Source organism: Geminicoccus harenae, from assembly GCF_019800005.1.
Lineage (GTDB): Bacteria > Pseudomonadota > Alphaproteobacteria > Geminicoccales > Geminicoccaceae > Geminicoccus > Geminicoccus harenae.
This window is the reverse complement of the sequence record NZ_JABGCL010000026.1, coordinates 37,230-61,207: the sequence shown is the minus strand read 5'-3', so window position 1 is coordinate 61,207 and position 23,978 is coordinate 37,230. Positions and strand designations below refer to the sequence as shown.

The following is a 23,978-nucleotide window of genomic DNA, read 5'->3' as shown; positions in this document are numbered from 1 at the left end:
AGGTCGGACTTGGATCTTACCGGCTATCTCGGCCTGGCCCGTGGCCTCGGCCTCGAGCGTGCGTTGGACGTGGTGGCGGGCAACGTCGCCAACGCGGACACGACCGGTTTCCGGCGGCAGGATCTCGTGTTCGCCAAAGACCTGCGCCGGGCGGGCGAGCCGGGCGACGTCGCCTTCGCCCAGGACTTCGGCACGGTCGTGGACCGCAAGGAGGGCCCCCTGCGCAGCACGGGTGCCGCCCTCGACTTGGCGCTGGTGGGCCCCGGCTGGTTCCAGGTGGAGACCGCGGAGGGCGAGCGCCTGACCCGGGCCGGCCGGTTCACCACCGATGCGGCCGGCCGGCTGGTCGCGGGCGATGCCGCGGTCCTGGACAATGGCGGCGCCCCGATCATCCTGCCGGACGATGCCCGGAGCATCACGATCGCCGCCGACGGCACGATCTCCGCGGACGAGGTGGTGGTCGCCCGGCTGGGCCTGGTCCAGCCGGGTGATGATGCCGCCCTCGTGCCGGAAGGCAGCGGCCTCTACCGTACGGACGGCCCAACCGTCCCGGCCGAGGCGGCCCGGGTGGTCCAGGGCTCGCTCGAAGGCTCCAATGTCCAGCCGGTCGTCGAGATGACCCGGCTGATCGAGGTCACCCGCGCCTTCGAGAGCACCCAGCGCCTGCTGGAAACCCATCACGACCTGGCCCGGCGCACGGTCGACCGGATGCTCGCCTCGTCCTGACCCCTGCCCGATCGGGAGCCCGTTCATGCGATCCTTGAACATCGCCGCGACCGGCATGGCCGCGCAGCAGCTCAACGTCGACGTGATCTCCAACAACATCGCCAACATGACGACGACCGGCTTCAAGCGGGCGCGCCCGGAGTTCCAGGACCTGCTCTACCAGAGCCAGCGCCGTGGCGGCGCCGCCTCGTCGGAGACCGGCACGACCGTGCCGGCGGGCGTGGACATCGGCCTGGGCGTGAAGACCGCTGCGGTGTACCGCGTGCTGGAGCAGGGGCCGCTGGTCGGCACAGAGAACGATCTCGACCTGGCGATCCAGGGCGAGGGCTATTTCGTGGTGGAGCTGCCCTCGGGCGAGCTCGGCTACACGAGATCCGGCAATCTGCAGTTGAGCCCGGAGGGCCAGCTCGTGACCGCCGACGGCTATCCGGTCTCGCCCGGCATCGTCGTGCCGGGCAATGCCATCGAGGTCGCGATCAATCCGGAGGGCGGGGTCAGCGCGCGCATTCCAGGCCAGGTCGAGCTGCAGGAGCTGGGCCAGCTCGAGCTGGCGAGCTTCGTGAACGAGGTCGGCCTGGAGCCGCTCGGCAACAACCTCCTGGCCGAAACCGCCGCGTCCGGTCCGGCGGTGATCGGCACGCCCGGCTCGGACGGGTTCGGCACGGTGCTCCAGCACTATCTGGAGAACTCCAACGTCAACCCGGTGGCCGAGATCACCAGCCTGATCACCGCCCAGCGCGCCTACGAGCTGAACTCGCGGGTCATCACCGCCACCGATTCGATGATGGGCACCGTGACCCAATTGCGGGGCTGAAGATGCGGACCGTGCCGCTCTGCTTCCTGGGCTGGCGCAGCGCGGCAGCCCTGCTCGCCGCCTTGCTGCTGGCCCATCCGGCCCTGGCCGGGGAGCCCATCACGATCGCGCCCGGCATGGCGCTGGGCGAGCCCGCCCTCCAGGCACTGGTCCGCCAGGAGCTGGCCGCAAGCCGGGATGGCGACTGGCAGGTCCGGATCGTCCAGCCCGCCCTGCCGCTCGGCAACCCCAGCGCTGCGCCGGTGCTCGTGACGCTCACGGCGGATCAGCCGGCCCCTGGCGAGCGCGGTGGGCAGCGGCTGACCGGCTGGCTCGCGGTGCAGGATGGTACCGGCCATGTCGGGCGGCTGCGCATGGTGGCGGTCCTGGACGAGATGGTGACGGTGCCGGTGCCGGTCGAGGCACTGCCGGCGGGCGCACTGGTGACGCCGGAGCGCTTCCGCATGGTGCCCTGGCCAGTGCAGCGGCTGGATCCGGACGCGCTGCGCTCCCTGACCGAGCTCGATGGCATGGAGGCGGTGCGCCGGCTGCCGGCCGGCCGGCCGGTGCTGCGCAACGGGCTCCAGCCGCCGCGCATGGTCCGTCGCGGCGAGCCGGTGCGAATCAGCTTCGTGCGCGGCGGCCTGCGCCTGAGCGTGACCGGCACCGCGCTGAACGACGGTGCGCTGGGTGCGACGGTGCGGGCCAGCAACCTGTCGAGCGCCCGCCACGTCCAGGGGCGGGTCGTGGCGGCGGGTGAGATCGTGATCGGAGAAGATTCATGATGGGGATCGGCGGAGCCCGGCCGGGATCGGCCGAGCTGACGGAGCGGATGGCGGATGGTGGGGCGGCCGGCGGCCGGGTCGAACGAGAGCGGGCGCGGCTGGCGCTCCTGGCCCTGGTCCTGCCGCTGGCCGGCTGCGGCATCTCCGAGCGCCTGGAGGCGATCGGCAAGACGCCGCCCTTGACGCCCATCGAGAACCCGGTCGCGGTGGCGGGCTATCAGCCGGTCTCCCTGCCGATGCCGGACCCGGAGCCGGCCCCCACGGCCGGTGCCAACTCGCTGTGGCGCAGCGGTGCGCGTGCCTTCTTCAAGGACCAGCGGGCCCGGGAGGTCGGCGACGTGGTGACCGTGCGGGTGACCATGGCGGACCGGGCGGAGCTCAGCAACGAGAGTACGAGGGCCAGGCGGAACAGCGAGGATCTCGGCATCAACCAGATGTTCGGGATGGCCGGCAAGCTCGGCGACCTGCTGTCCAACGAGTCGGAGGACGGTGACTTCGTCGGGCTGAGCAGCCAGTCGGGCAGCCGTGGCAGCGGCACGGTCAGCCGTGACGAGGAGATCAAGCTGGCGGTGGCGGCGGTGGTGACCCAGGTGCTGCCGAACGGCAATCTGGTGATCCGGGGCCGCCAGGAGATCCGGGTGAACTTCGAGGTGCGCGAGCTGGTGCTCGCCGGGGTGATCCGCCCGCAGGACGTCACCTCCGACAATACCATCGCGCACGAGAAGATCGCCGAGCTGCGCATGGCCTATGGCGGCCGCGGCCAGATCACGGACGTGCAGCAGCCGCGCTATGGCCAGCAGGCGCTGGACATCCTGCTGCCCTTCTGAAGGCCGGGCAACGGTCGCCTCCAGTTGGATGGGGCCGCGGCGGCTGTCGACCGGGCTCCAACGCCGAGGGGTGCGCTCTTTCCCCTGCCCTCGTTCCTGTCCCGCCCGAGGGCTTCGCCGGCGCGCGGGAGCGGGAGGAAGGGACGGCAGCGGCGGCGGGGTCAGCCGGTCTCGGCCAGGCCCTCGGTGGGGACGCCGTGCTTCAGGTCGAGGGAATAGCCCTCGGCACGCACGGTGCGGAGCAGGTCGGTCTCGCCGTTCTGGTTGAGCGAGCGGCGCAGGCGGCGGACGGTGGCGTCCACGGTGCGCAGCTCGATCTCGAGGTCCGAGCCCCAGACCCGGTCCAGGAGCTGGCTGCGGTTGAATACCCGGCCGGGGTTCTCCAGCAGGTAGCGCAGGAGGCGGAACTCGGTGGGCGACAGGTGGACCTCTCGGCCGCTGCGGAACACGCGGTGCGCGGTCAGGTCCATGCGCAGGTCGTGGAAGGTCAGGGTCTGCTCGGAGAAGGCCGGGCGGACCCGGCGCAGCACCGCGCGGATCCGGGCCACCAGCTCGGCCGGCGAGAACGGCTTGGTGACATAGTCGTCGGCACCGGTCTCCAGGCCGCGCAGCCGGTCATGCTCCTCGGTGCGCGCGGTCAGCATGATGATTGGCACGGCCGAGGTGTCGGCGCGGCGGCGCAGCCGGCGGCACAGCTCCACGCCGGAGACTTCCGGCAGCATCCAGTCGAGCAGGACCAAGTCGGGGGCACGCTCGTCGATCAGCTGCAGCGCCTCCTCGCCGTCGAAGGCCTGGACGACGTCGAAGCCCGCCGACTTCAGGTTGTAGGCCAGGAGCTGCTGCAAAGGTGGCTCGTCCTCGACCACCAGGATCACGGGCTTCATTTCTCGTCGTCCCGGCTGCGGTTGATCTCGTCGCCATGGATCATGTAGTGGATCTTCTCCGCGATGTTGGTGGCGTGATCGCCGATCCGCTCCAGGTTCTTCGCGATGAAGATCAAGTCGATGCAGGGCGTGATCTTGCGGGGATCCTCCAGCATGTAGGTCAGGAGCTCGCGGAACACGCTGTTGTGCGCGTTGTCGACTTCCTGGTCGCGCTTCCAGACCGCCATGGCCTTGTCGGGATCACGGGCGATATAGGCGTCCAGGATGTCCTTGACCATCTCCTGGCACATTTCCGACATCATCACCATGGTCGGGATCGGGCGGATCCGGGTCTGGCTCTGCAACCGGATCACCCGCTTGGCGATGTTGACCGCATAGTCGCCCATCCGCTCCAGGTCGTTGGAGATCTTGAGCGCCATCGCGATGATGCGCAGGTCGATCGCCATCGGCTGACGGATCGCCAGCACCCGGATCGCGGTCTGGTCCAGCCGTTCCTCCAGCGCATCGACCTGGGGGTCACGGTCGATCACGGTGCGCGCCGCGTGCTCGTCGCCTTCCGCCAGCGCCTGGGTGGCGAACGCCACCTGCTGCTCGACAATGGCGCCCATCTCGGTGATCAGCCGGGTGATCTGCTCCATGTCGTCGTCATAGGAGCGCACCAGGTGCTTCTTGATCGGCCCGCTCTCGGTCATGCTCATGTCCGCCACCCTCCCCTCGCTCAGCCGAACCGGCCCGTGATGTAGTCCTGGGTCATCTGCTGCTTGGGGTTGGTGAAGATCTGGTCGGTGTCCCCGAACTCGATCAGCTTGCCCAGGTGGAAGAAGGCGGTCTTCTGCGAGACGCGCGCCGCCTGCTGCATGTTGTGGGTGACGATGCAGATGGTGAAGTGCTGGCGGAGCTCGTCGATCAGCTCCTCGATCTTGGCGGTCGCGATCGGGTCCAGCGCCGAGCAGGGCTCGTCCATCAGGATCACGTCGGGTGCGACCGCGATGGCGCGGGCGATGCACAGGCGCTGCTGCTGGCCGCCGGACAGGCTGTTGCCGGGCTGGGACAGGCGGTCGGCCACCTCGTTCCACAGACCGGCACCCTTCAGGCTGGTCTCGACGATCTCGTCGAACTCCGCCTTGTTCGCGGCCAGACCATGGATGCGCGGCCCATAGGCCACGTTCTCGTAGATCGACTTCGGGAACGGGTTGGGCTTCTGGAAGACCATGCCCACCTGCCGGCGCAGCTGCACCACGTCGACGCTGCGATCATAGATGTCGCGGTCATCCAGGCGGATGTCGCCCTGGGTCCGGCAGCCGTCGATCGTGTCGTTCATCCGGTTCAGGCAGCGCAGGAAGGTCGACTTGCCGCAGCCCGACGGGCCGATCAGGGCCACGACCGAGTTCTTGGCCACGTCGAGATCGACATCGAACAGCGCCTGCTTCTGGCCGTACCAGAGGTTGACCTTCCGGGCCGACATCTTGGGCGCCGGCCGCTGGGCGGCGGGCACCTCCGTCTTCGGGAGCTCGTTGACCTTGATTGCCGTCGCCATGGTGCTCACCACGTCCGTTCGAATTTCTTGCGCAGCAGAACCGCGATCACGTTCATCGCGATCAGGAAGCCCAGCAGCACGATGATCGCCGCCGCCATGCGCTCGGTGAACGCCCGCTCCGGGCTGTCCGACCACAGGAAGACCTGCACCGGCAGGGCCGTCGCCGGGTCCAGGGGCCCGCTCGGCACGTTGGCGATGAAGGCGACCATGCCGATCATCAGCAATGGTGCCGTCTCCCCCAGTGCCCTCGCCATGCCGATGATCGTGCCGGTCAGGATGCCCGGCAGCGCCAGCGGCAGGACATGGTGGAACACGACCTGGAGCGGCGAGGCGCCGATACCCAGCGCTGCCGCGCGGATCGAGGGCGGGATCGAGCGCAGGGCCGCCCTGGTCACCACGATGATCACCGGCAGGGTCATCAGCGCCAGGGTCAGGCCGCCGGCCAGGGAGGCCGAACGGGGGACGCCGAACAGGTTCAGGAAGATCGCGAGGCCCAAGAGGCCGAACACGATCGAGGGCACCGCCGCCAGATTGTTGACGTTGACCTCGATCAGGTCGATCCACCGGTTCTTGGGCGCGAACTCCTCCAGATAGACCGCGGCGGCCACGCCCACCGGCACCGACAGGAAGAAGCAGATCAGCATCATCCAGAAGGAGCCGACCAGGGCCGCACGCAGGCCGGCCTGCTCGGGCTCGCGGCTGTCGGCGTTGGTGAACAATGTCCAGTTGAAGCCGGTCTCGATCCGGCCCTGCTCCGCCAGCCGGTCGACCAGTGCGATGTCGCGGTCCTTCAGGCGGCGGTTGGCCTCCGGGATGCTCGGGTCGACCTCGCCCTTCAGGTACTGGTCGCGCTCGTCGTCCAGCAGGAAACGGACCGGGACCGTGCTGCCGATCAGCGCCGGGTCGTCCAGCACCATCTGGCGCAGTTGCAGCGCGCTGCTGTTGCTCAGCATGGCGCGCAGCGCGCGCCGCCCCTGCCGGTCGTCCATGTCCGGGAACGCCGCGACCAGGGCGTCGTTCAGGACCGCTTGGTAGTCGGCATCGGCCAGCACCTCGGGATCGCGGTTCCCGGACGGGTCGATCTGTGCCGGGTCGAGCCGGACATCCAGCACCGCATAGCTCTGCCGGAACGCCCCGGCGCCGTTGCTGAGCACCGTGGCCAGCAGGATCGCGAGCAGGCTGATCGCCACGATCACGGCACTCATGCCGATCAGCTTGAAGCGGCGCTCGCGGACATAGCGCCGCCGCGTATGCGCGGCCACGACCGCTTCTGGGCGGGGCGGCCGCTGCGTGATCGCGGCGAACCGGCCTCCGTTGGACACCAGGTCAGTCATAGCGTTCCCGGAAGCGCTGGAGGATGTAGAGGGCGATGACGTTCAGGACCAGGGTGATGGCGAACAGGAACAGGCCGAGCGCGAAGGCCGCCAGGGTCTTGGCGCTGTCGAACTCCTGATCACCCACCAGCAGGGTCACGATCTGCACCGTGACGGTGGTGACCGCCGCGAACGGGTTGACAGTGAGGTTGGCCGCGAGACCGGCGGCCATCACCACGATCATGGTCTCGCCGATCGCCCGGCTCACCGCGAGCAGGAAGCCGGCGATGATGCCCGGCAGTGCTGCCGGCAGGATCACCCGCTGGATCGTTTCCGCCTTGGTGGCACCCAGGCCGTACGACCCGTCACGCAGTGCGGTGGGCACGGCCTTGATCGCATCGTCCGACAGGGAGGACACGAAGGGGATGATCATGATGCCCATGACCATGCCGGCGGCGAGCGCGCTCTCGGAAGCCACGTTCAGGCCCAGCGCCTCGCCGACGCGGCGGATGAACGGGGCCACGGTGAGGGCGGCGAAGAAGCCGTAGACCACGGTCGGGATGCCGGCCAGGACCTCCATCAGCGGCTTGGCGACGTCCCGGACGCGCCTGGGCGCGTATTGGGAGAGCCAGATCGCCGCCATGATCCCGATCGGGCCGGCCACGAAGATCGCGATGCAGGTGATCAGGAGCGTGCCGGTGATCAGCGGCACCGCGCCGAAGCTGCCGCTGGAGCCGACCTGGTCGGCGCGGATCGCGGTCTGCGGGCTCCAGTTCAGGCCGAAGAAGAACTCGATCGGCGAGACCATCGAGAAGAAGCGCAGGCTCTCGAACAGCACCGAGAACACGATGCCGGCGGTGATCAGCACCGAGACCGCCGCAGCCGAGAGCAGGATATAGTCCGTCCACCGCTCGACGCGGTTGCGGGCGCGGAACTGCGGGTCGACCTTCCGGTAGGCGAGCCAGCCGAGCCAGCCGGCCAGCAGCACGCCCAGGACGCCGAACACCCAGTTGCCGGCCAGCATCGCCCTGGCATAGGCATCGGCCGCCTCGATCGCCTCCGGGCTCGCTTCCCGGCCGAGCGGCAGCCCGGCTGCCAGCCGCTGCACATCCTGCATGAAGAACTGCAGCGTGCCGGGCGGCTGGCTGCGCACGACCTCGGGCAGGCCGGCGGTCACGATGGCGCCGACGATCGGGGAGGCGAACAGGAACCACAGGACGACCAGCAGGATCGCCGGCCCCCCGGACAGGAGGGCGGCGTGCCAGCCATGGTAGGACGGGCGGCTGTGCAGGGCGCTGGAGCGCCCGCCGGCCAGTGCCCAGGCGCGCTGGCGCGAGAACAGGAACGCGCCCGCCGCCATGACCAGAATGATCGCTAGTGTATACATGCCTACCGCCAGGCCGGGAGCTCGCTCGACAGGACCGCCGTGCCGCCGGCCCGAAGCAGCAGGGGGCAGCCGGCCGGCGCCCCCTGCCCTCAGTTCCTCAGGAGCCCAGGTTGACCGGCGTGAGCGCCAGCGCGCTGTTGCGCATGGCCTCGCGCTCCGCCTCCGGCATCGGGATCAGCCCCTTGTCGGTCAGGTAGCCTTCCTCGCCGAACGCGGCCTCGCTGGTGAACTCCTCGATGAACTCCTTGATGCCGGGGACGACCCCGACATGGGCGTTCTTCACATAGAAGTAGATCGAGCGGGAAACCGGGTAGGCGCCGGACGCGATGTTCTCGAAGGTCGGCTCGTTGCCGTCGATCGGGTGGCCGTTCAGGCTGTCCATGTTCTGGTCGAGGAAGCTGTAGCCGAAGATGCCGACCGCGTTCGGGTTGGCCTGCAGCTTCTGCACGATCAGGTTGTCGTTCTCACCGGCCTCGACATAGCCGCCATCCTCGCGGATCGTCTGGCAGGCGGCCGTCTTGGCGTCCTTCTCCAGCGCCTCGATCTCGGGGAAGGTCGAGCAGCCGTGATCCATCACCAGCTCGACGAAGGCGTCGCGGGTGCCGGAGGTGGGCGGCGGGCCCAGGACCTCGATCTTCACGTCCGGCAGGGACGGGTCGATCTCGCTCCACTTCCCGTACGGATTGGGCACCAGCTTGCCGTCCACCGGGACCTCCTTGGCGAGTGCCAGGAAGATCTGCGGGATGGTCAGGCTGACGTCCGGCGCCGACTTGTCGGAAGCGAGGACGATGCCGTCGAAGCCGATCTGGACCTCGGTCACCGCATCGATGCCGGCCTTGGCGCAGGCCTCGAGCTCCGACTCCTTGATCCGCCGCGAGGCGTTGGTGATGTCGGGCGTGCTTTCGCCGACCCCGCTGCAGAACAGCTTCATGCCGCCACCCGTGCCGGTGCTCTCGACCACCGGGACCGGCATGCCGGACTTGCCGCCGAACGTCTCGGCAACCGCGGTGGAGAAGGGAAACACGGTCGAGCTGCCGACGATGCGGATCTGGTCGCGGGCATGCGCGTCGGTCGCGAATGCGGCGAGGGCCAGACCGGCCGCGGCATAGGCCAGATGCTTCATCTGGTGGGCTCCAATAGGTAGCGTGCGATGGGCGTTCCATTGGCCCAGCGCGGTGCCGCTTTTATGATGTCTCCGTGACAGCGCCGTGACAGCCGGCACCCGGGGCTCAGGGCAGCGGCAGGAACACGCTGAAGCGCGAGCCCTCGCCCAGCCGGCTCGCCACGCCCAGATGGCCGCCATGCCGCTTGACGATGTGCTTGCAGATGGCGAGGCCCAGCCCGGTGCCTCCGGCCCGGCGCGAGCGGCCTTTATCAGCCCGATAGAAGCGCTCGGTGAGGCGCGGCAGGTGCTCGGGTGCGATCCCGTCGCCCTGATCGATCACCGCAAGCTGCACGGCACTCCTGCCGGCGAGCGGCCCGGCCTCGGGCCCGGCCGGGTCCAGCCGGCCCAGCTCGACCCGCACCGGCGTTCCCGGCCGCCCGTACTTGCAGGCATTGTCGACGAGGTTCGTGACCAGTTGCTGAAGCTGGTCGTAGTCGCCGCGCACCGGCGGGATACCGTCCTCGGCCACGAGTTCCACCACCATGCCGTTCTTCTGGAGCTGCGGCTCCAGCCCGCTCACCGTGGCCGCGACCAGTTCCTCCAGCCCGACCTCGTCGGTGGGCGGCCGTGAGCTTTCCGCCTCCAGACGCGACAGGGACAGGAGATCGTCGATCAGCCGGGTCATCCGCGCGGCCTCGGCCGCCATGATGTCCAGGAACATCGCCTGTGCCGCCGGGTCGTCCCTGGCCGGCCCCTTCAGCGTCTCGACAAAACCCAGGAGAGCGGTGAGCGGCGTGCGCAGTTCGTGGCTGGCATTCGCGATGAAGTCCGAGCGCATCCGCTCGATCGCGAGCTGCTCCGACGTTTCGCGCAGGCACAGGACCGCGGCCGGCTCGTTCTCGGCGGTCTGCACCGGCTGGACCCGGCAGGTATAGCGGCGCATCCGCTCCAGCAGCGGGCTGAAGGTCACGGTCGAGGACACGCCGCCCAGGATCGCCGAGTCGATCGCGGCCAGGATGCCAGGGTCGCGCAGGAACCGGCCGAGCGGCTGGCCCGACAGTTTCTGCGCGAAATGCTGCTCGGCGCTGGGGTTGGCGAGGCGGACATGGCCGCGGGCGTTCACCACCAGCATCGGGTCGGGCACCGCGTCGACGATGGCGCGCTGCAGCTCGTCCGAGGAGGCGACCTGCTGGCGCAGGGCCTGGGTTTCGCGCTCCACCGCCAGCAGCGCCGGGGGCAGCCGGCCGTAGAGGAAGCTGTCCGGCACGGCCCCCGGCGCGCTCTGGCCATCGCGCACCCGCTCGACCCAGGCGACCAACGGGCCCAGCTCGCGGATCCGCCAGAGCGCCAGGAGGCCGCCTGCCAGGAAAGCCACCACCGCACCCAGCAGCAGGCCGACCCAGTCCAGATGGCCGGTGGCCCAGAGCAGGCAGAGCGGCAGCCAGCCCGCCAGGCTCCAGATCGGCGCTTCCCGCCCGATCGCGCGCAGCCCCGCAGCGGCGGTGGTGGCCATGCTCAACGGCGCAGGTCGTCCAGGTCCCGGAAGAGGTCGAGGGCCTGCGGGTTGGCCAGCGCCTCGGTGTTCTTGACCGGCCGGCCGTGGATGACGTCGCGCACCGCGATCTCGGTGATCTTGCCGCTCATGGTGCGCGGGATGTCGGCGACCTGGACGATCCTGGCCGGTACGTGGCGGGGCGTGGTGTTGGCCCGCACTTGGCGCTTGATCCGCTCGCGCAGCCCGTCGTCGAGCACCAGGCCCGGGCGGAGCTTCACGAACAGCACGACCCGCACGTCGCCTTCCCAGTCCTGGCCGACGCAGATCGCCTCCAGCACCTCCTCGACCTGCTCGACCTGCCGGTAGATCTCGGCCGTGCCGATCCGAACCCCACCGGGGTTCAGCACCGCATCGGAGCGGCCATGGATCACGATCCCGCCGCTTTCGGTGATCTCGGCATAGTCGCCATGATGCCAGACGCCGGGGAAGCGCTCGAAATAGGCGGAGCGGTAGCGGCTGCCATCCGGGTCGTTCCAGAACGAGACCGGCATGCAGGGGAACGGCTGGGTGCAGACCAGCTCGCCCTTCTCCTCCCGCACCGGCTGCCCGTCATCGTTCCAGACGTCGACCGCAAGCCCCAGGCCCGGCCCCTGGATCTCGCCCATGCGGACCGGCAGGGTCGGGTAGCCCAGCACGAAGCAGGACACGATGTCGGTACCGCCCGAGATCGAGGCCACCTGCAGCTCCTGCTTCACCGCCTCGTAGATCCAGGCGAAGCTTTCCGGAACCAGCGGCGAGCCGGTCGAGAACAACGTGCGCAGCTTCGCCAGCCCGAACTCGGCCGGCCGGACCCCGGCCTTCTTGCAGGCGTCGATATATTTGGCGGAGGTGCCGAACTGGGTGAAGCCCTCGGCCTCGGCGAGCCGCCACAGGACCGCGGGGTCGGGATGGAACGGCGAGCCCTCCCACAGGACCAGGGTCGCGTTGCAGGCAAGGCCACTGACCAGCCAGTTCCACATCATCCAGGACGTGGTCGTGAAGTAGAACAGCCGGTCGCCGTCCTTCAGGTCGCCATGGAGGCGATGCTCCTTGAGGTGCTGGAACAGCGTGCCGCCCTGGCCGTGGACGATGGCCTTGGGCGTGCCGGTGGTGCCGGAGCTGTAGAGCACCAGCAGCGGGTGGTCGAACGGCAGGCGGACAAAGCTGGGCCTGGCCTCGCCGCCCTGGATCGCCTCCTGCCAGCTGAGCGCGTTCGGCACGGGCGAGAGATCGGGCGAGGCTTCGAGATAGGGCACCACCACCACGGCACGCAACGACGGGATGGCAGCGGCGATCTCGGCGACCTTGGCCCGGATGTCGAACGGCTTGCCGCCATAGCTGTAGCCGTCGACGGTCAGGAGCACGGTGGGCTTGATCTGGCCGAACCGGTCGAGCACGCCCTGCCGGCCGAAATCGGGGGAGCAGGACGACCACACGGCGCCGATCGAGTTGGCGGCGAGCAGGCCCACGATCGCCTCGGGGATGTTGGGCATGAGCCCGGCCACCCGGTCGCCCACGCCCACGCCCAGCCGGCGCAGGCAGGCCTGCAGGCCCGCGACTATGCGGTTCAGCTCGGCGAAGTCGACCTCGCGCCGGCTGCCCCGCTCGTCGCAGGCGATCAGCGCCACGCCGTCGTCGCTGCGGCGCAGCAGGTTCTCGGCAAAGGACAGGCGCAGGTTCGGGAACCACTTGGCACCTGGCATCGCGTCGCCGACCAGCGCCGGCTCGGGCGAGCCCTCGTCGATCACGCCGGCATAGGCACGAAGCTCCTGCCAGAATGCCGGCGCATGGGTGACGCTGTGGCGCCACAACGCCCGGGGCTCCTCCGGCACGCTCGGATCACGCGCCGCCCACGCATTGCGGAACGCCGTCCAGTTGCTCGCCGCGATCCGTTCGGGCGAGGGCACGAATAGGATCGGGTTCATTTCTTGTTCTCCGGAGCCGCTTCCACCTGTCCGGGCCCCTGATACGCGGCGGATCGGCCGTCCGCTACCGCCTGCGACATCGTAGAGGATGGCCTGCGCCGATCCCGGGGTCCGGGGCTTACCCTCTCGCCCATGGCGCCGAAGGCGAGGCCGTCCTAAGAGCGGGAGGCGGACGCAGGAGAGCGAGCATGCCAGAACTGGTTCCGGGGCGACTGGTGCTGAGCGAGCTGATGGCCTGGGCAGGCACGCCCGGCCTGGAGCTCGTCCTGGACGAGGCGTTCCGGCCGAAGATCGCGGCGGCCGAACAGGTGGTGGCACGGGCGGCGGCCGCGGATGCACCGACCTATGGCGTCAACACCGGCTTCGGCCGGCTGGCTCACACCCGGATCTCGCCGGCCCAGGTCGAGGAACTGCAAAAGCGCCTGGTGCTCAGCCACATGTGCGGCGTGGGCCGGCCGCTCGACGATGTCGTGGTCCGGCTGGTCCTGATCCTCAAGGCCGCCTCCCTGGCCCATGGCCATTCGGGGGTGCGTCCGGCCACGGTCGATGCGCTCTTGAACCTGCTGCGCCACGACGCCCTGCCGGTGGTGCCGGCCAAAGGCTCGGTTGGTGCGTCGGGTGACCTAGCACCCCTGGCCCATCTGAGCGGTGCCCTGATCGGCGAGGGCGAGATCCGGCTGGCGGGGGAGCGACTGCCGGCCCGCGAGGCGCTGGAGCGGATCGGCATGGCACCGCTGGTACTGGGGCCGAAGGAAGGGCTGGCGCTGCTGAACGGCACCCAGGTCTCGACCGCGCTGGCGATCCACGGCTGGTGGCAGGCCCAGTTGCTGATGGACACGGCCCTGGTCGCCGGTGCCCTGACCGTGGACGCCGCCAAGGGCTCGGACACGCCGTTCGACGCACGCATCCACCGGCTGCGCAACCAGACCGGCCAGGGCATCATGGCGGCGAAGCTGGCAGAGCTGCTCCAGGGCAGCGAGATCCGCGAAAGCCACCGCTACGGCGACGACCGGGTGCAGGACCCCTACTGCCTGCGCTGCCAGCCGCAGGTGATGGGTGCCTGCTGGGACCTGCTCTCGGATGCGGCCGGGATCCTGGAGCGCGAGGCCAACGGAGTGTCGGACAACCCGCTGGTCTTCCCGGACGAAGGCGAGATCCTGTCCGGGGGCAACTTCCATGCCGAGCCGGTGGCGCTGGCGGCCGACCGCATCGCGCTCGCCCTGGCCGAGATCGGTGCGATCGCCGAGCGGCGCATAGCCCTCCTGATCGACCCGGGCTTCTCGCTCCTGCCGGCCTTCCTCACCCCGGCACCCGGGCTGAACTCCGGCTTCATGATCGCCCAGGTGACGGCGGCCGCCCTGCAGATGGAGAACAAGCACCTGGCGAGCCCGGTAGGTGTGGAAAGCCTGCCGACCTCGGCGAACCAGGAGGACCATGTCAGCATGGCCACCTATGCCGCGCGCCGGCTCATCGAGATGAACGACAACCTCGCCCATCTCCTGGCCGTGGAGCTGATGGCGGCCTGCCAGGGCATCGAGTTCCGCCGGCCGCTGCGCTCGTCGCCGGCCCTGGAGACGGCGTTCGCGACCGTGCGGGAGATCAGCCCGAAGCTCGAGGACGACCGGATGCTCGGGCCCGAGATCGGAGCACTGGCCGCGGCCGTCCTGGCCGGCCGGCTGGCCGGCGCATGACCCCGCCCGCCCGATGGCTCCGATGAACCAGCCCAGCCTCGAACAGGCGCTGGGCGTGGCGGCCCTCGCGATCCTGCTGGCCGCCTGCTACCTGGTGGTGGCCCCGTTCCTGTCCGCCACCGCCTGGGCGGTCATCCTGGTCTACACGACCTGGCCCGCCTATCGCTGGCTGCGCCAGCGCCATCTCTCCCCGAGCCTGGCCTCGCTCGCCATGGTCACGGGCGCCCTCTTGATCCTGGTGGTGCCGCTCGCCGCCCTGGTGCCGTCGATGGGCAACCAGATGACGCTCGGCATCCGCTGGATGCGCGAGGTGTTCGCGGCCGGCCTGCCGCCCCCGCCCGGCTGGGTGGAATCGGTGCCGCTGGTGGGCGTGCTGGTCGCCGAGGAGTGGCGGGACGCGGCACAGGGCGGCTTCGCGATCCTGCGCTACGTGACCCCCTACGCCGAGAACATGGCGCAGCTGGCGCTGACCGCGGGGCTCGGCATCGGCACCGGGCTGCTGGAGCTCGCGTTCAGCCTGGTGATCATGTTCTTCCTCTACCGGGACGGCGAGGCGGTGGCCGACCGGGTCCAGGGCGGGCTGGAGCGGCTGACGGGGGCGCGGGCCAAGCGGCTCCTGGACGTCGCCGGCAGCACGGTCAAGGGCGTGGTCTACGGCATGCTCGGCACGGCGGTGATCCAGGGTGTCGTGGCCGGCATCGGCTACTGGATGGCGGGGCTGCCGGCGCCCGCCTTCCTGGGCATCCTGACCGCGGTGCTGTCGCTGACCCCGATCGGCCCGCCGCTGGTCTGGGTGCCGGCCGCCTTGTGGCTGTTCCAGCAGAACGAGACCTTCTGGGCGATCTTCATGATCATCTGGGGTGCCGTGCCGGTATCGAGCTCGGACAACGTCATCCGGCCCTGGCTCATTCACAAGGTCGGCGCCACCAAGACCCCGCTCCTCCTGGTCCTGATCGGGGTGCTGGGCGGCGCCTTCGCCTTCGGCCTGCTCGGCGTGTTCCTGGGCCCGACCCTGCTGGCGGTGGCCTATGTGCTGGTGCTGGAATGGACCCAGCAGCGCCGGCAGGGCCGGCCGACGCAGATCATCCTGCCGGACTGACCGCACGCCCCCGACCGCGCCCGGCCGCCCAGGCTTCCAGTTCCGGCAGGAGCCGGCCACTCGCGGCAACCCGGCGGAACTGCTCCGCCTCCAGCGCCAGCCCGTCGGCGATGCCGAGATCGAGCCCGCCCGTGGCGGAAGCGAGCACCGCGGCGATCGCTTCCGGCGTGTGGCGCAGGATGCGCCCGGCCAGTTCGCGTGCCGCAGGCAGCAGCCGCTCGTGCGGCACCACCTGGTTGACCAGCCCGATCTCCAGCGCATGAGCCGGGCTGAACGGCTCGCCGCTCAGCAGGAGGGCCAGAGCGCGCTTGCGGCCGGCAAGCCGCGGCAGCCGCTGGGTCCCGCCGAAGGTCGGCGGCATGCCCAGCCGGATCTCCGGCTTGGCGAAGCTCGCGCGCTCGCTGGCCAGCGCCAGAGGTGCCGCCTCGGTGATCTCGCACCCACCCCCATAGGCCAGCCCGTTCACCGCCACGATCACCGGCTTGGGGAACCGCTCGATCCGCGCCGTCAGCCGCTGGCCGCGCAGGACGAAATCGCGCACGGCCACGGCAGCACCGGCCCGGACGCTGCCGGTGAACTCGTGGATGTCGGCACCCGCCGAGAAGGCCCGCTCGCCGGCACCGGTCAGGATCACCGCCCCCACCTCGCCATCCGCCTCGAACCCGTCGAGCAGCGCCTGGAGGCAGTCGATCGTGGCGAAGTCCAAAGCGTTCAGCCGTTCCGGCCGGTTCAGGGTCACCAGGGCGATGCGCTCCGCCACCTCGACCAGCACGTTCATGACGATCCCTCCTGCTGCTGCCGGATGCTTCGATCGCTTGGGAGGCTAACGCGGGCCGCCCGCTTGCCGATACTCACTGGTCGGTATACCTCGACCCCATGGCCCCTGCCCCTCCCAGCACCAGGTCACGCATCATCGCGGCGGCGAGCCGGCTGTTCTACGCGCAGGGAATCCGGGCGGTGAGCGTCGATGCGGTGGCAGAGCAGGCCAAGGTGACCAAGCGGACGCTCTACTACCATTTCCGCAGCAAGGACGAGCTGGTCGCCGCCTATCTGGAGGCCCGCGACCAGCCGAACCTCGCTCTGTTCCAGCGCTGGTTCGCCGAGGCCGAGGGCGGGCTGCCGCTCAAGGTCCAGGCGATCTTCCGGCGGCTGGCGCACACGGTGGCGCAGAAGCACTGGAAGGGCTGCGGCTTCCTGCGGACGGCAGCCGAGCTCGCCAACCTGCCGGGCCACCCGGCGATGCGCATCGGTGCGGCCCACAAGAAGCGCTTCGAGGCCTGGCTGGCCGAGCAGCTCGCAGCCGGCGAACTGCCGGAGCCGGATCTGCTCGCCCGGCAGGTCGTGCTCCTGCTGGATGGCGGCTTCGCCGTGATCCTGCTGCACCGCGACCCCGCCTATATGGAAGCGGCCGGCGAGGCGGCGCGCGCCCTGCTGGAGGCCGCGGCGAAGCGGGCCGGTCAGCCCGAGGCCGCCTGACGAGGGAACCGGAGCCGGCCCCTCCAGGTTCTTGTCGAACATAACAGGAACACCGAGGACCAGATGAGCAACGCCGCGGACAACCCGAAGCTGGACCCGCATCCTGGCTCGAACACGGAGAAGGATCCGGACGACTGGGTGTCGGGTGACGAGCCGATGACCGGCGCCCAGGCCTCCTATCTCACCACGCTGTGCGAGGAGGCCAAGGTCGAGCCGCCCGGCGGCGCGCTCACCAAGGCCGAGGCGTCCCGGCTGATCGACGAGCTCAAGGGCAAGCTCGGCCGCTGAGCCCGGCTCCTACTGGCGGGCGTCAGCCCGCGGTGAGCCGGCCCAGCGAGCGCACCACCGCACCGACCACCGCGGGGTCCACCGTCGCCTCGTTCTCGGCCCGGTTCAGGACGCCGCGGTAGCGCTCGATCGCGGCCCTGCGCCGTTCCGGCCAGGATTCCAGCGTCTCGCCCTTGGTGAGCAGGTCGTGGGCGGCACGGCGCAGCATCTCCGCCAGCTCGTCGCGCAACGCCGCCTTGGCCTCGTGGTCCCAGGCGCTGCGCACGGCGATCCGGTCGACCAGTTGCGCGATCCGCCCGGTATCCAGCATCTCGTCCAGCGCCAGGCGCACGCGCGCCGCCTCCTCGACCGCGAGGCCGGTATCATGGGCGATGCGCAGCACGTCGAGCAGCACGGTGGTGAGCGGCAGCACCGCCAGATGCTCGATCGCCTCGGCCGGCAGGTCCAGCCCCTGCAGCTCCCCGCAGCGCCCGCCCAGCCACTGGGCGAAGCTCGGCGGCGCCAGCCGCTCGATCTGCGTCCAGAGCGCATGGATGCCGCCGCGCAGCCGCTCGATCGTGTCGGCCAGCGGCAGGCTCGCCAGGTCGTGCACGATCGTCCAGCGCACGGCCAGTGCCGTGGTGCGGGTGAGCTCGGTCAGCAAAGCGAGCTGCGCCGGCCCGCTGGCGGCCGGGAGCTGCTCCACCGCACCCCAGACCGGCAGCAGCTCGAACACCTCGCGCACGATCAGGTAGCCGCGGGCGATCTCGTCGACGGTGGCGCCGGTCTCTTCAGCGAGATCGCGCACGAAGGAGATGCCGGCCCGGTTGACCATGCCGTTGGCGAGACGGGTGGCGACGATCTCCCGCCCCAGGCGGTGCCGGGCGATGGCCTCGGGAAAGCGCTTGCGCAGCGGCCGCGGGAAATAATGCAGCCGCTCCTCGGCCAGATAGGGGTCGTCCACGGCGGTGCCGGCGCACAGCCCGTCGAACAGGTCCATCTTGGCATAGGCCATCAGCACGGCGAGCTCCGGCCGGGTCAGGCCCTGGCCCTCGCGGCGCCGCTCGGCCAGCTCCTCGTTGCCGGGCAGGAACTCCAGGCTGCGCACCAGCCGACCGCTGCGCTCCAGCGAGCGGATCAGGCCGATCTGCGAATCCAAGAGCTCCAGGCCACGCTGCTCGGTCGTGGACAGCGCCAGGTTCTGCAGCGTGTTGTCGCGCAGGACCATGGCCGCGACCTCGTCGGTCATCTCGCGCAAGAGCAGGTCGCGCTGCTTGCGGGTGAGATCGCCTGCCTGCTCCACCGCCCCGGTCAGGATCTTGATGTTGACCTCATGGTCCGAGCAGTCGACGCCCGCCGAATTGTCGACGAAGTCGGTGCCGATCCGCCCGCCCTTGCGCGCGAACGCGATCCGCCCGCGCTGGGTGACGCCGAGATTGCCGCCCTCGGCGACCACCTTGCAGCGCAGGTCCTCGCCATCCACCCGGATCGGGTCGTTGGCGCGGTCCTGGGCCTCCCGGTGGGTCTCGGCCCGCGCCTTGACATAGGTCCCGATCCCGCCGTTCCAGAACAGGTCGACCGGCGCCTTCAGGATGGCGCTCATCAGCTCGAACGGCGGCAGGCTCTCCGCCTCGATGCCCAGCACGGCGCGGACCTGTGGCGAGAGCGGGATCGACTTGAGCTGGCGGGAGAACACCCCGCCGCCTTCGCTGATCACGCTGCGGTCGAAGTCGTCCCAGGACGAGCGCGGCAGGGCGAACAGCCGCGCGCGCTCCTCGAAGCTGCGCTCCGGGTCCGGATCGGGGTCCAGGAAGACGTGGCGGTGGTCGAAGGCCGCCACCAGCCGGATCGAGCGGCTGAGCAGCATGCCGTTGCCGAACACGTCGCCGGACATGTCGCCGATGCCGATCACGCTGATCGGGTCCTGCTCCGGATCGACGCCCATCTCGCGGAAGTGGCGGCGCACCGATTCCCAGGCACCCCGGGCGGTGATGCCCATCTTCTTGTGGTCGTAGCCCGCCGAGCCGCCTGAGGCGAAGGCGTCGCCCAGCCAGAAGCCGCGCTCGGTGGCGAGCGCGTTGGCGATGTCGGAGAAACTGGCCGTGCCCTTGTCGGCCGCGACCACGAGATAGGGATCGTCGCCGTCGTGGCGGACCACCTCGTCCGGCGGGATGGTGGCGTCGTCCCGGATGTCGTCGGTGATGTCGAGCAGGCCGTCCAGGAAGATCCGGTAGCAGCGGATCGCCTCGTCCTGCAGCGCCTGTCGGTCACCGGACCTGGGCGGGCGCTTGACCACGAACCCGCCCTTGGCGCCAACCGGCACGATCACCGCGTTCTTGACCATCTGCGCCTTGACCAAGCCCAGGATCTCGGTGCGGAAGTCCTCGCGCCGGTCCGACCAGCGGATCCCGCCGCGCGAGACCGGGCCGCCGCGCAGATGCACCGCCTCGACCTCGGGCGCGTAGACGAAGATCTCCCGCCAGGGCGCCGGCTGCGGCATGCCCGGCACGGCCCGGCTGTCGAGCTTGAAGGAGAGCGAGCGGCGGGAAGGCCGGAACGCGTTGGTGCGCAGCATCGCCTGGATCGTGCCGAGATAGCGGCGCAGGATCCGATCCTCGTCCAGCACCGCCACCTTGGTGAGCGCCGCGTCGATGCGGGCGACCGCGGCCGCTTCGGCAGCGGCCCGGTCACCTTCGGTGTGCGGGTCGAACCTCGCCCCGAACAGCACGACCAGCGCACGGGCGAGCTCCGGGTTGGCGGCCAGCGTCTGCTCGACATAAGGCTGGCTGAAGGTCAGGCCCACCTGGAGCTGGTATTTGCAGATCGCCCGCAGGGTCACGATCTGGTCGGCGTCCAGGCCGGCCGCCAGGACCAGCCGGTTGAACCCGTCATTCTCGATCTCGCCCAGGAAGATCCGGCGGAACGCGGCCTCGAACCGGCTGCCGATCCGGTCGAGGTCGAAGCTGCCCGGCACCACCGGCTCGACCTCGAAATCGTGCAGCCAGAAGGCCTGCCCCTCCCGGTCGGCGATCAGATGGGCATCCTCGGCCAGCGTGCGCAGGCCCAGATTCTCCAGGACCGGCAGGACGTCGGCCAGGGCGGCGCGCTGGCCGGCCTGGATCAGCTTGAGGCGCAGCCGCTCGGCGCGGATGCCCAGCGGCCGGTACAGCGTCACCGACAGCGTCGCGCCTTCCCGCTCCAGTGCCGCCATCCGGGCGATGTCGGCGACCGCCGCCCTGGGCGCGATCTGCTCCTGGTAGGAGATCGGGAACGCCGTGCCGAACCGGGCCAGCAGGCGCACGCCCGCTTCCTCGCCCTGCGCCTCGAGCAGGGCGGCGCGCAGCCCCTCGCTCCAGGGCCGGGTCGCCTCGGCGATCTCGGCCTCCAGTTCCTCGGCGGTGACCTCGACCGGCGCTCGCGGGTCCCGGACCCGGACGATGAACAGGACCTGGGCCAGCGGGCTCTCGCCGAGCTGCGTCTGGAACTCGCAGTCCACCCCGTGTAGGCGCGCCAGCAAAATCCGCTCGATCTGCGCGCGCACGCCCGTGGTCCAGCGCTCGCGCGGGACATAGAGCAGCACCGAGAAGAAGCGCGAGAACCGGTCCTGGCGCAGGAACAGCTTGAGGCGCGAGCGGTCCTGGAGCTGCAGCGTGGCGCGCGCAGTCGCCAGCAACTGCGCCCCGTCCATCTGGAACAGCTCGTCGCGCGGCAGGTTGTTGAGGATGTGGGTGAGCGCCTTGGCGGCATGCCCGTGGGCCGGCAGCCGCATGGCGTCGAGCACGCCCTGCACCTTGCCGCGCAAGAGCGGGATGTCGTGGGGCGGCAGGCTGTAGGCGACTGAGGTGAACAGGCCGAGGAAGCGGTGCTCGCCGACCACCAAGCCGTCCGGCCCGTAGCGCTTGACCCCGACATAATCGAGATAGGAGGGCCGGTGCACCGTGGCCCGGGTGCTGGCCTTGCTCACCACCACCTGCGGGTCCGGCTGGATCGCGTGCTCCCGCATCTCGGGCGGCAATGCCGCCAGCCCGCCGGAGCGGGGCTGCCCGCCCGCCTCCGCTTCCGGGATCGCCAGGATGCCCAGTGCCGAGCCCGGCACCTGGATCAGGTCCAGCCCGTCCCCGGTCTCGGCGAGGTCGTAGGCGGCATAGCCCAGGAAGGTGAAGTGGTTGTCGGCGAGCCAGCGCAGGAAGGCCACGGGCTCGGCCACGTCGCCCGGCAGTGCGGCCAGGTCACCGGCAGCCTCGTCGACCTTGGCGCGCATCGGCTGCCAGTCGCGCACCGCCTTGCGCACGTCCTCGATGCCGCGCTGGAGCTCGGCTTCCAGGCGCGCCAGGGTCGGCTGGTCGGAGCGGCGGTCGACCTCGACCAGGATGAAGCTCTCCGGCCGGGCGTCCGGCCCGCCCAGGCCGACCAGCCGCCCGTCACCGTCGCGCCGCACCGGCATGACCGGGTGGATGGTGAGATGGATGGCCAGGCCCGCGCGCGCCACCGCCAGGTGGACGCTGTCGACCAGGAAGGGCATGTCGTCGTTGACGATCTGCACCAGCGTATGGGTCGAGACGAAGCCGTGCCGCTCGATGTCCGGATTGAGCACCCGGATCCGGCAGGCGCCGGGCAGGCGCCGGTGGGCGAGCTCCAGATGGCTGAGCGCCAGCCCGTAGAGGTCGGCCGGGTCGTGCGCCGCCAGGTCGGCCTCGGCCACGCCGACGAAGAAGCGCTCGACGAAGCCCTGGGCCAGGTCGCGGTCGGCGGCCGGCATCCGGCTCTGCACCAGCTCGCTCACGGCCGCGAGCGGCTCGGATCCCGACCCTTCGGCAAATTCCACGTCCTGACCTCCCGGAGTCGCCAGTTCTGCCAGGATGATGTGCGCCGGTCGTGGCCGTGGCAAGGCAGGGGCCCGGCGGTTCAGCCCGACCCGGACCAGTCGCGCATCGTCTGGATGGCACGGCGGGCGAAGCGCTCGAAGTCCAGGCAGGCGCCGTGCCCGGCATACCAGTGCTGGCAGGCGGACCGACGCAGTGCCGGGACGATCAGCCCCCAGTCGAGCATGCCCTGGCCGAGATCGGTCCAGACGAGCTCGCCGCTGGCGGGGCTTTCGCCCATGTCCTTCAGGTGTGCGGCCACGATCCGGCCGGGATGGCGATCGATCCACTCGGCCGGGTCCTCGCCGGCGCGCACCGCCCAGGCGACGTCGATCTCCCAGAGAATGTCGGGCGAGGCCTCGAACAGGTGCTCGATCGGCCGGCTGCCATCCGGAAGTCGCATGAATTCTTGTTCACGATTGTGCCACACCAGGCGCTTGCCCGCGGTCTTCAGCTTGATCGCGTAGCCGGCCAGCTCCGCGCCCAGCCGCATCCAGCCAGGTGTATCGGTCGGATACTCGCCATGGCCGAGGTTGGGGATCACCACCATCCCGGCGTGCAGCGTGTCGGCCATGCCGATCACCCGCTGCAGGTCGGAGCGCAGCCTGGGCATGCCCGCATGGATGCTGGGCATCGTCAGGTTCGCCGCACGTACCAGGGCCATCAGCCCGCCGGGATCGCGCAGCAGGGCGTCATAGGGCTCCACTTTGGCATAGCCCAGCTCGGCCAGGTCCTGCAGGCGTGCTGCCAGCGGAGGAAACGAGCGGGCAGCGCTGAGCTGCATGCCTGGAGTGATTTCCATGGCGCCACGTCCTGTCATGACCGGCCCCTGACCGTTCCAGCAACGTTCGGCACCGGTGCCAGGTGCCGCCCATCCGGAGGCCTGGACCAAAATTGTGCATTAGCCACATTTCATGGAAGTTTGCGCGACAGGCACTTTGCAGCCCGGGGGCAGCGGGCCTATTTACCGCACGACGCGACCCTGCCCTCGACCTGAAGGTGGGTCGTTTCTATTTTTCCTGCCGAACCACGCCCAGAATCGGGGTGGTGTCGCCTGGTGAGGGCGGCCGGCATCGTGGCCGGTCCGAGGAGACGCAATGCAACGGATCGAGCTGTTCAAAGAGAGCGAGCTCTTCTTCAAGACCTGGCTCAGGTCGCCTAAGTCGATGGGGTCGATCATCCCCTCTTCCCAGTCGCTGGCCAAGAAGATCGCCGAGCAGGTGATCTGGCAGCCCGGCGAGAAGGTGGTCGAGCTGGGCGGCGGCACCGGGGCGATCACCCAGGGTCTGGTCGATTCCGGCATCCCGCGCGAGGCGCTGGTCGTCGTCGAGCTGGACGAGAAGCTGCACAAGTACCTGAGCACCCGCTTCATGGGCGCCACGGTCGTGCGCGGCGACGCCACCAAGCTCGACCAGATCCTGAGCAAGCACGGCGTGCGCAAGGTATCGACGATCATTTCCGGCCTGCCGATGGTGGGGATGCCCGACGGCTTCCGCGAAGCCATCTACAAGGGCGGCATGAAGATCGTCGGGCCCAAGGGCGTGATGCTGCAGTACAGCTATTCCCCGATCTCGCCGATCCCGCACCGGCGCTACGGGCTGAACGCCAAGCTGGCCGGCTTCGTGCTCAACAACATGCCGCCGGCTTACGTCTGGAAGTACACCAGCGCGGCCGACCGGGGCGCCTGAACCATCAAGAAGGCGACGACACCGCTGCAGGCGGAGGGCCACTGGCGCGCACTGCTCCGTCGCCTCCTGCATGACCACG

General features: G+C 70.0%; 20 protein-coding genes. 9 read left to right on the top strand and 11 right to left on the bottom strand.

Annotation, left to right across the window (positions count from 1 at the left end):
• Positions 1-9 precede the first annotated feature (9 nt).
• Genes HLA95_RS20710 through flgH form a run of 4 tightly spaced genes read left to right on the top strand, consistent with a single transcriptional unit; the run spans position 10 to position 3,131 of the window.
• Positions 10-726 (top strand): flagellar hook-basal body complex protein, encoded by a 717-nt coding sequence (locus HLA95_RS20710; RefSeq protein WP_191059384.1) that lies wholly within the window; start codon positions 10-12, stop codon positions 724-726.
• Between the two features lie 25 nt (positions 727-751).
• On the top strand, positions 752-1,540 hold the full coding sequence (flgG, locus tag HLA95_RS20705; RefSeq protein ID WP_191059383.1) for a flagellar basal-body rod protein FlgG: 789 nt from the start codon (positions 752-754) through the stop codon (positions 1,538-1,540).
• A gap of 2 nt (positions 1,541-1,542) precedes the next feature.
• Complete coding sequence (flgA, locus tag HLA95_RS20700) at positions 1,543-2,304, top strand: flagellar basal body P-ring formation chaperone FlgA (RefSeq protein ID WP_222184368.1); 762 nt, start codon at positions 1,543-1,545, stop codon at positions 2,302-2,304.
• A 47-nt stretch (positions 2,305-2,351) separates the two neighbouring features.
• Positions 2,352-3,131 carry a flagellar basal body L-ring protein FlgH gene (flgH, locus tag HLA95_RS20695; RefSeq protein ID WP_191060112.1) on the top strand — a complete coding sequence of 260 codons (780 nt, stop codon included), beginning with the start codon at positions 2,352-2,354 and terminating at the stop codon, positions 3,129-3,131.
• 161 nt (positions 3,132-3,292) lie between these two features.
• Here the strand turns inward: flgH and phoB are convergent, their stop codons facing one another.
• The 8 genes from phoB to HLA95_RS20655 form a co-directional block, all read right to left on the bottom strand.
• Entirely contained in the window at positions 3,293-4,015 is a 723-nt protein-coding gene (gene phoB / locus HLA95_RS20690) for a phosphate regulon transcriptional regulator PhoB (RefSeq protein ID WP_191060107.1), read from the bottom strand.
• Positions 4,012-4,713, bottom strand: coding sequence for a phosphate signaling complex protein PhoU (phoU, locus tag HLA95_RS20685; RefSeq protein WP_223861550.1), 702 nt, complete (start codon positions 4,711-4,713; stop codon positions 4,012-4,014). The genes phoB and phoU overlap by 4 nt, the downstream gene beginning before the upstream one ends.
• A 20-nt stretch (positions 4,714-4,733) precedes the next feature.
• Positions 4,734-5,480 (bottom strand): phosphate ABC transporter ATP-binding protein PstB, encoded by a 747-nt coding sequence (gene pstB / locus HLA95_RS20680; protein WP_222184377.1) that lies wholly within the window; start codon positions 5,478-5,480, stop codon positions 4,734-4,736.
• Between the two features lie 77 nt (positions 5,481-5,557).
• Positions 5,558-6,886, bottom strand: coding sequence for a phosphate ABC transporter permease PstA (gene pstA / locus HLA95_RS20675; RefSeq protein ID WP_191060109.1), 1,329 nt, complete (start codon positions 6,884-6,886; stop codon positions 5,558-5,560).
• Positions 6,879-8,252 (bottom strand): phosphate ABC transporter permease subunit PstC, encoded by a 1,374-nt coding sequence (pstC, locus tag HLA95_RS20670; RefSeq protein WP_191060110.1) that lies wholly within the window; start codon positions 8,250-8,252, stop codon positions 6,879-6,881. Before pstC ends, pstA begins: the two co-directional genes overlap by 8 nt.
• Before the next feature lie 97 nt (positions 8,253-8,349).
• Positions 8,350-9,375: a substrate-binding domain-containing protein gene (locus tag HLA95_RS20665; RefSeq protein ID WP_222184366.1), complete on the bottom strand. Its 1,026-nt coding sequence runs from the start codon at positions 9,373-9,375 to the stop codon at positions 8,350-8,352.
• A 106-nt stretch (positions 9,376-9,481) separates the two neighbouring features.
• Positions 9,482-10,870, bottom strand: a complete 1,389-nt coding sequence (locus HLA95_RS20660; protein ID WP_255592122.1) for a sensor histidine kinase — start codon at positions 10,868-10,870, stop codon at positions 9,482-9,484.
• A gap of 2 nt (positions 10,871-10,872) precedes the next feature.
• Entirely contained in the window at positions 10,873-12,816 is a 1,944-nt protein-coding gene (locus tag HLA95_RS20655) for an acetoacetate--CoA ligase (RefSeq protein ID WP_191060570.1), read from the bottom strand.
• 188 nt (positions 12,817-13,004) lie between these two features.
• On the opposite strand from HLA95_RS20655, the gene hutH reads away from it, so the two are divergent.
• Both hutH and HLA95_RS20645 read left to right on the top strand, forming a co-directional pair.
• Entirely contained in the window at positions 13,005-14,507 is a 1,503-nt protein-coding gene (gene hutH, locus HLA95_RS20650; protein ID WP_191060571.1) for a histidine ammonia-lyase, read from the top strand.
• A 22-nt stretch (positions 14,508-14,529) separates the two neighbouring features.
• A complete protein-coding gene (locus HLA95_RS20645) occupies positions 14,530-15,606 on the top strand; it encodes an AI-2E family transporter (protein ID WP_191060572.1) in 1,077 nt (358 codons plus the stop codon).
• Here HLA95_RS20645 and HLA95_RS20640 read toward each other — a convergent pair.
• A complete protein-coding gene (locus tag HLA95_RS20640; protein WP_222184362.1) occupies positions 15,590-16,384 on the bottom strand; it encodes a crotonase/enoyl-CoA hydratase family protein in 795 nt (264 codons plus the stop codon). The genes HLA95_RS20645 and HLA95_RS20640 overlap by 17 nt on opposite strands.
• Before the next feature lie 98 nt (positions 16,385-16,482).
• Between HLA95_RS20640 and HLA95_RS20635 the strand changes: the two genes are divergently transcribed.
• Together HLA95_RS20635 and HLA95_RS20630 are read left to right on the top strand one after the other, a co-directional pair.
• Positions 16,483-17,082, top strand: coding sequence for a TetR/AcrR family transcriptional regulator (locus HLA95_RS20635; RefSeq protein ID WP_191060204.1), 600 nt, complete (start codon positions 16,483-16,485; stop codon positions 17,080-17,082).
• A 63-nt stretch (positions 17,083-17,145) separates the two neighbouring features.
• A complete protein-coding gene (locus tag HLA95_RS20630; RefSeq protein WP_191060205.1) occupies positions 17,146-17,370 on the top strand; it encodes a DUF3072 domain-containing protein in 225 nt (74 codons plus the stop codon).
• Between the two features lie 22 nt (positions 17,371-17,392).
• Here HLA95_RS20630 and HLA95_RS20625 read toward each other — a convergent pair whose 3' ends face one another.
• Entirely contained in the window at positions 17,393-22,174 is a 4,782-nt protein-coding gene (locus HLA95_RS20625; RefSeq protein ID WP_222184360.1) for an NAD-glutamate dehydrogenase, read from the bottom strand.
• A gap of 80 nt (positions 22,175-22,254) precedes the next feature.
• A complete protein-coding gene (locus HLA95_RS20620; RefSeq protein WP_222184359.1) occupies positions 22,255-23,013 on the bottom strand; it encodes a sugar phosphate isomerase/epimerase family protein in 759 nt (252 codons plus the stop codon).
• Between the two features lie 295 nt (positions 23,014-23,308).
• On the opposite strand from HLA95_RS20620, the gene HLA95_RS20615 reads away from it, so the two are divergent.
• Complete coding sequence (locus HLA95_RS20615) at positions 23,309-23,899, top strand: class I SAM-dependent methyltransferase (protein ID WP_191061222.1); 591 nt, start codon at positions 23,309-23,311, stop codon at positions 23,897-23,899.
• Positions 23,900-23,978 lie beyond the last annotated feature (79 nt).

Coding starts and splice junctions, on each gene's coding strand:
- HLA95_RS20665 (WP_222184366.1), bottom strand. CDS start 9,375: ATGAAGCATCTGGCCTATGCCGCGGCCGGTCTGGCCCTCGCCGCATTC.
- pstA (WP_191060109.1), bottom strand. CDS start 6,886: ATGACTGACCTGGTGTCCAACGGAGGCCGGTTCGCCGCGATCACGCAG.
- pstB (WP_222184377.1), bottom strand. CDS start 5,480: ATGTCGGCCCGGAAGGTCAACCTCTGGTACGGCCAGAAGCAGGCGCTG.
- HLA95_RS20640 (WP_222184362.1), bottom strand. CDS start 16,384: ATGAACGTGCTGGTCGAGGTGGCGGAGCGCATCGCCCTGGTGACCCTG.
- HLA95_RS20660 (WP_255592122.1), bottom strand. CDS start 10,870: ATGGCCACCACCGCCGCTGCGGGGCTGCGCGCGATCGGGCGGGAAGCG.
- HLA95_RS20630 (WP_191060205.1), top strand. CDS start 17,146: ATGAGCAACGCCGCGGACAACCCGAAGCTGGACCCGCATCCTGGCTCG.
- flgG (WP_191059383.1), top strand. CDS start 752: ATGCGATCCTTGAACATCGCCGCGACCGGCATGGCCGCGCAGCAGCTC.
- flgA (WP_222184368.1), top strand. CDS start 1,543: ATGCGGACCGTGCCGCTCTGCTTCCTGGGCTGGCGCAGCGCGGCAGCC.
- HLA95_RS20655 (WP_191060570.1), bottom strand. CDS start 12,816: ATGAACCCGATCCTATTCGTGCCCTCGCCCGAACGGATCGCGGCGAGC.
- HLA95_RS20645 (WP_191060572.1), top strand. CDS start 14,530: ATGAACCAGCCCAGCCTCGAACAGGCGCTGGGCGTGGCGGCCCTCGCG.
- hutH (WP_191060571.1), top strand. CDS start 13,005: ATGCCAGAACTGGTTCCGGGGCGACTGGTGCTGAGCGAGCTGATGGCC.
- phoB (WP_191060107.1), bottom strand. CDS start 4,015: ATGAAGCCCGTGATCCTGGTGGTCGAGGACGAGCCACCTTTGCAGCAG.
- HLA95_RS20615 (WP_191061222.1), top strand. CDS start 23,309: ATGCAACGGATCGAGCTGTTCAAAGAGAGCGAGCTCTTCTTCAAGACC.
- phoU (WP_223861550.1), bottom strand. CDS start 4,713: ATGAGCATGACCGAGAGCGGGCCGATCAAGAAGCACCTGGTGCGCTCC.
- HLA95_RS20635 (WP_191060204.1), top strand. CDS start 16,483: ATGGCCCCTGCCCCTCCCAGCACCAGGTCACGCATCATCGCGGCGGCG.
- pstC (WP_191060110.1), bottom strand. CDS start 8,252: ATGTATACACTAGCGATCATTCTGGTCATGGCGGCGGGCGCGTTCCTG.
- flgH (WP_191060112.1), top strand. CDS start 2,352: ATGGCGGATGGTGGGGCGGCCGGCGGCCGGGTCGAACGAGAGCGGGCG.
- HLA95_RS20620 (WP_222184359.1), bottom strand. CDS start 23,013: ATGGAAATCACTCCAGGCATGCAGCTCAGCGCTGCCCGCTCGTTTCCT.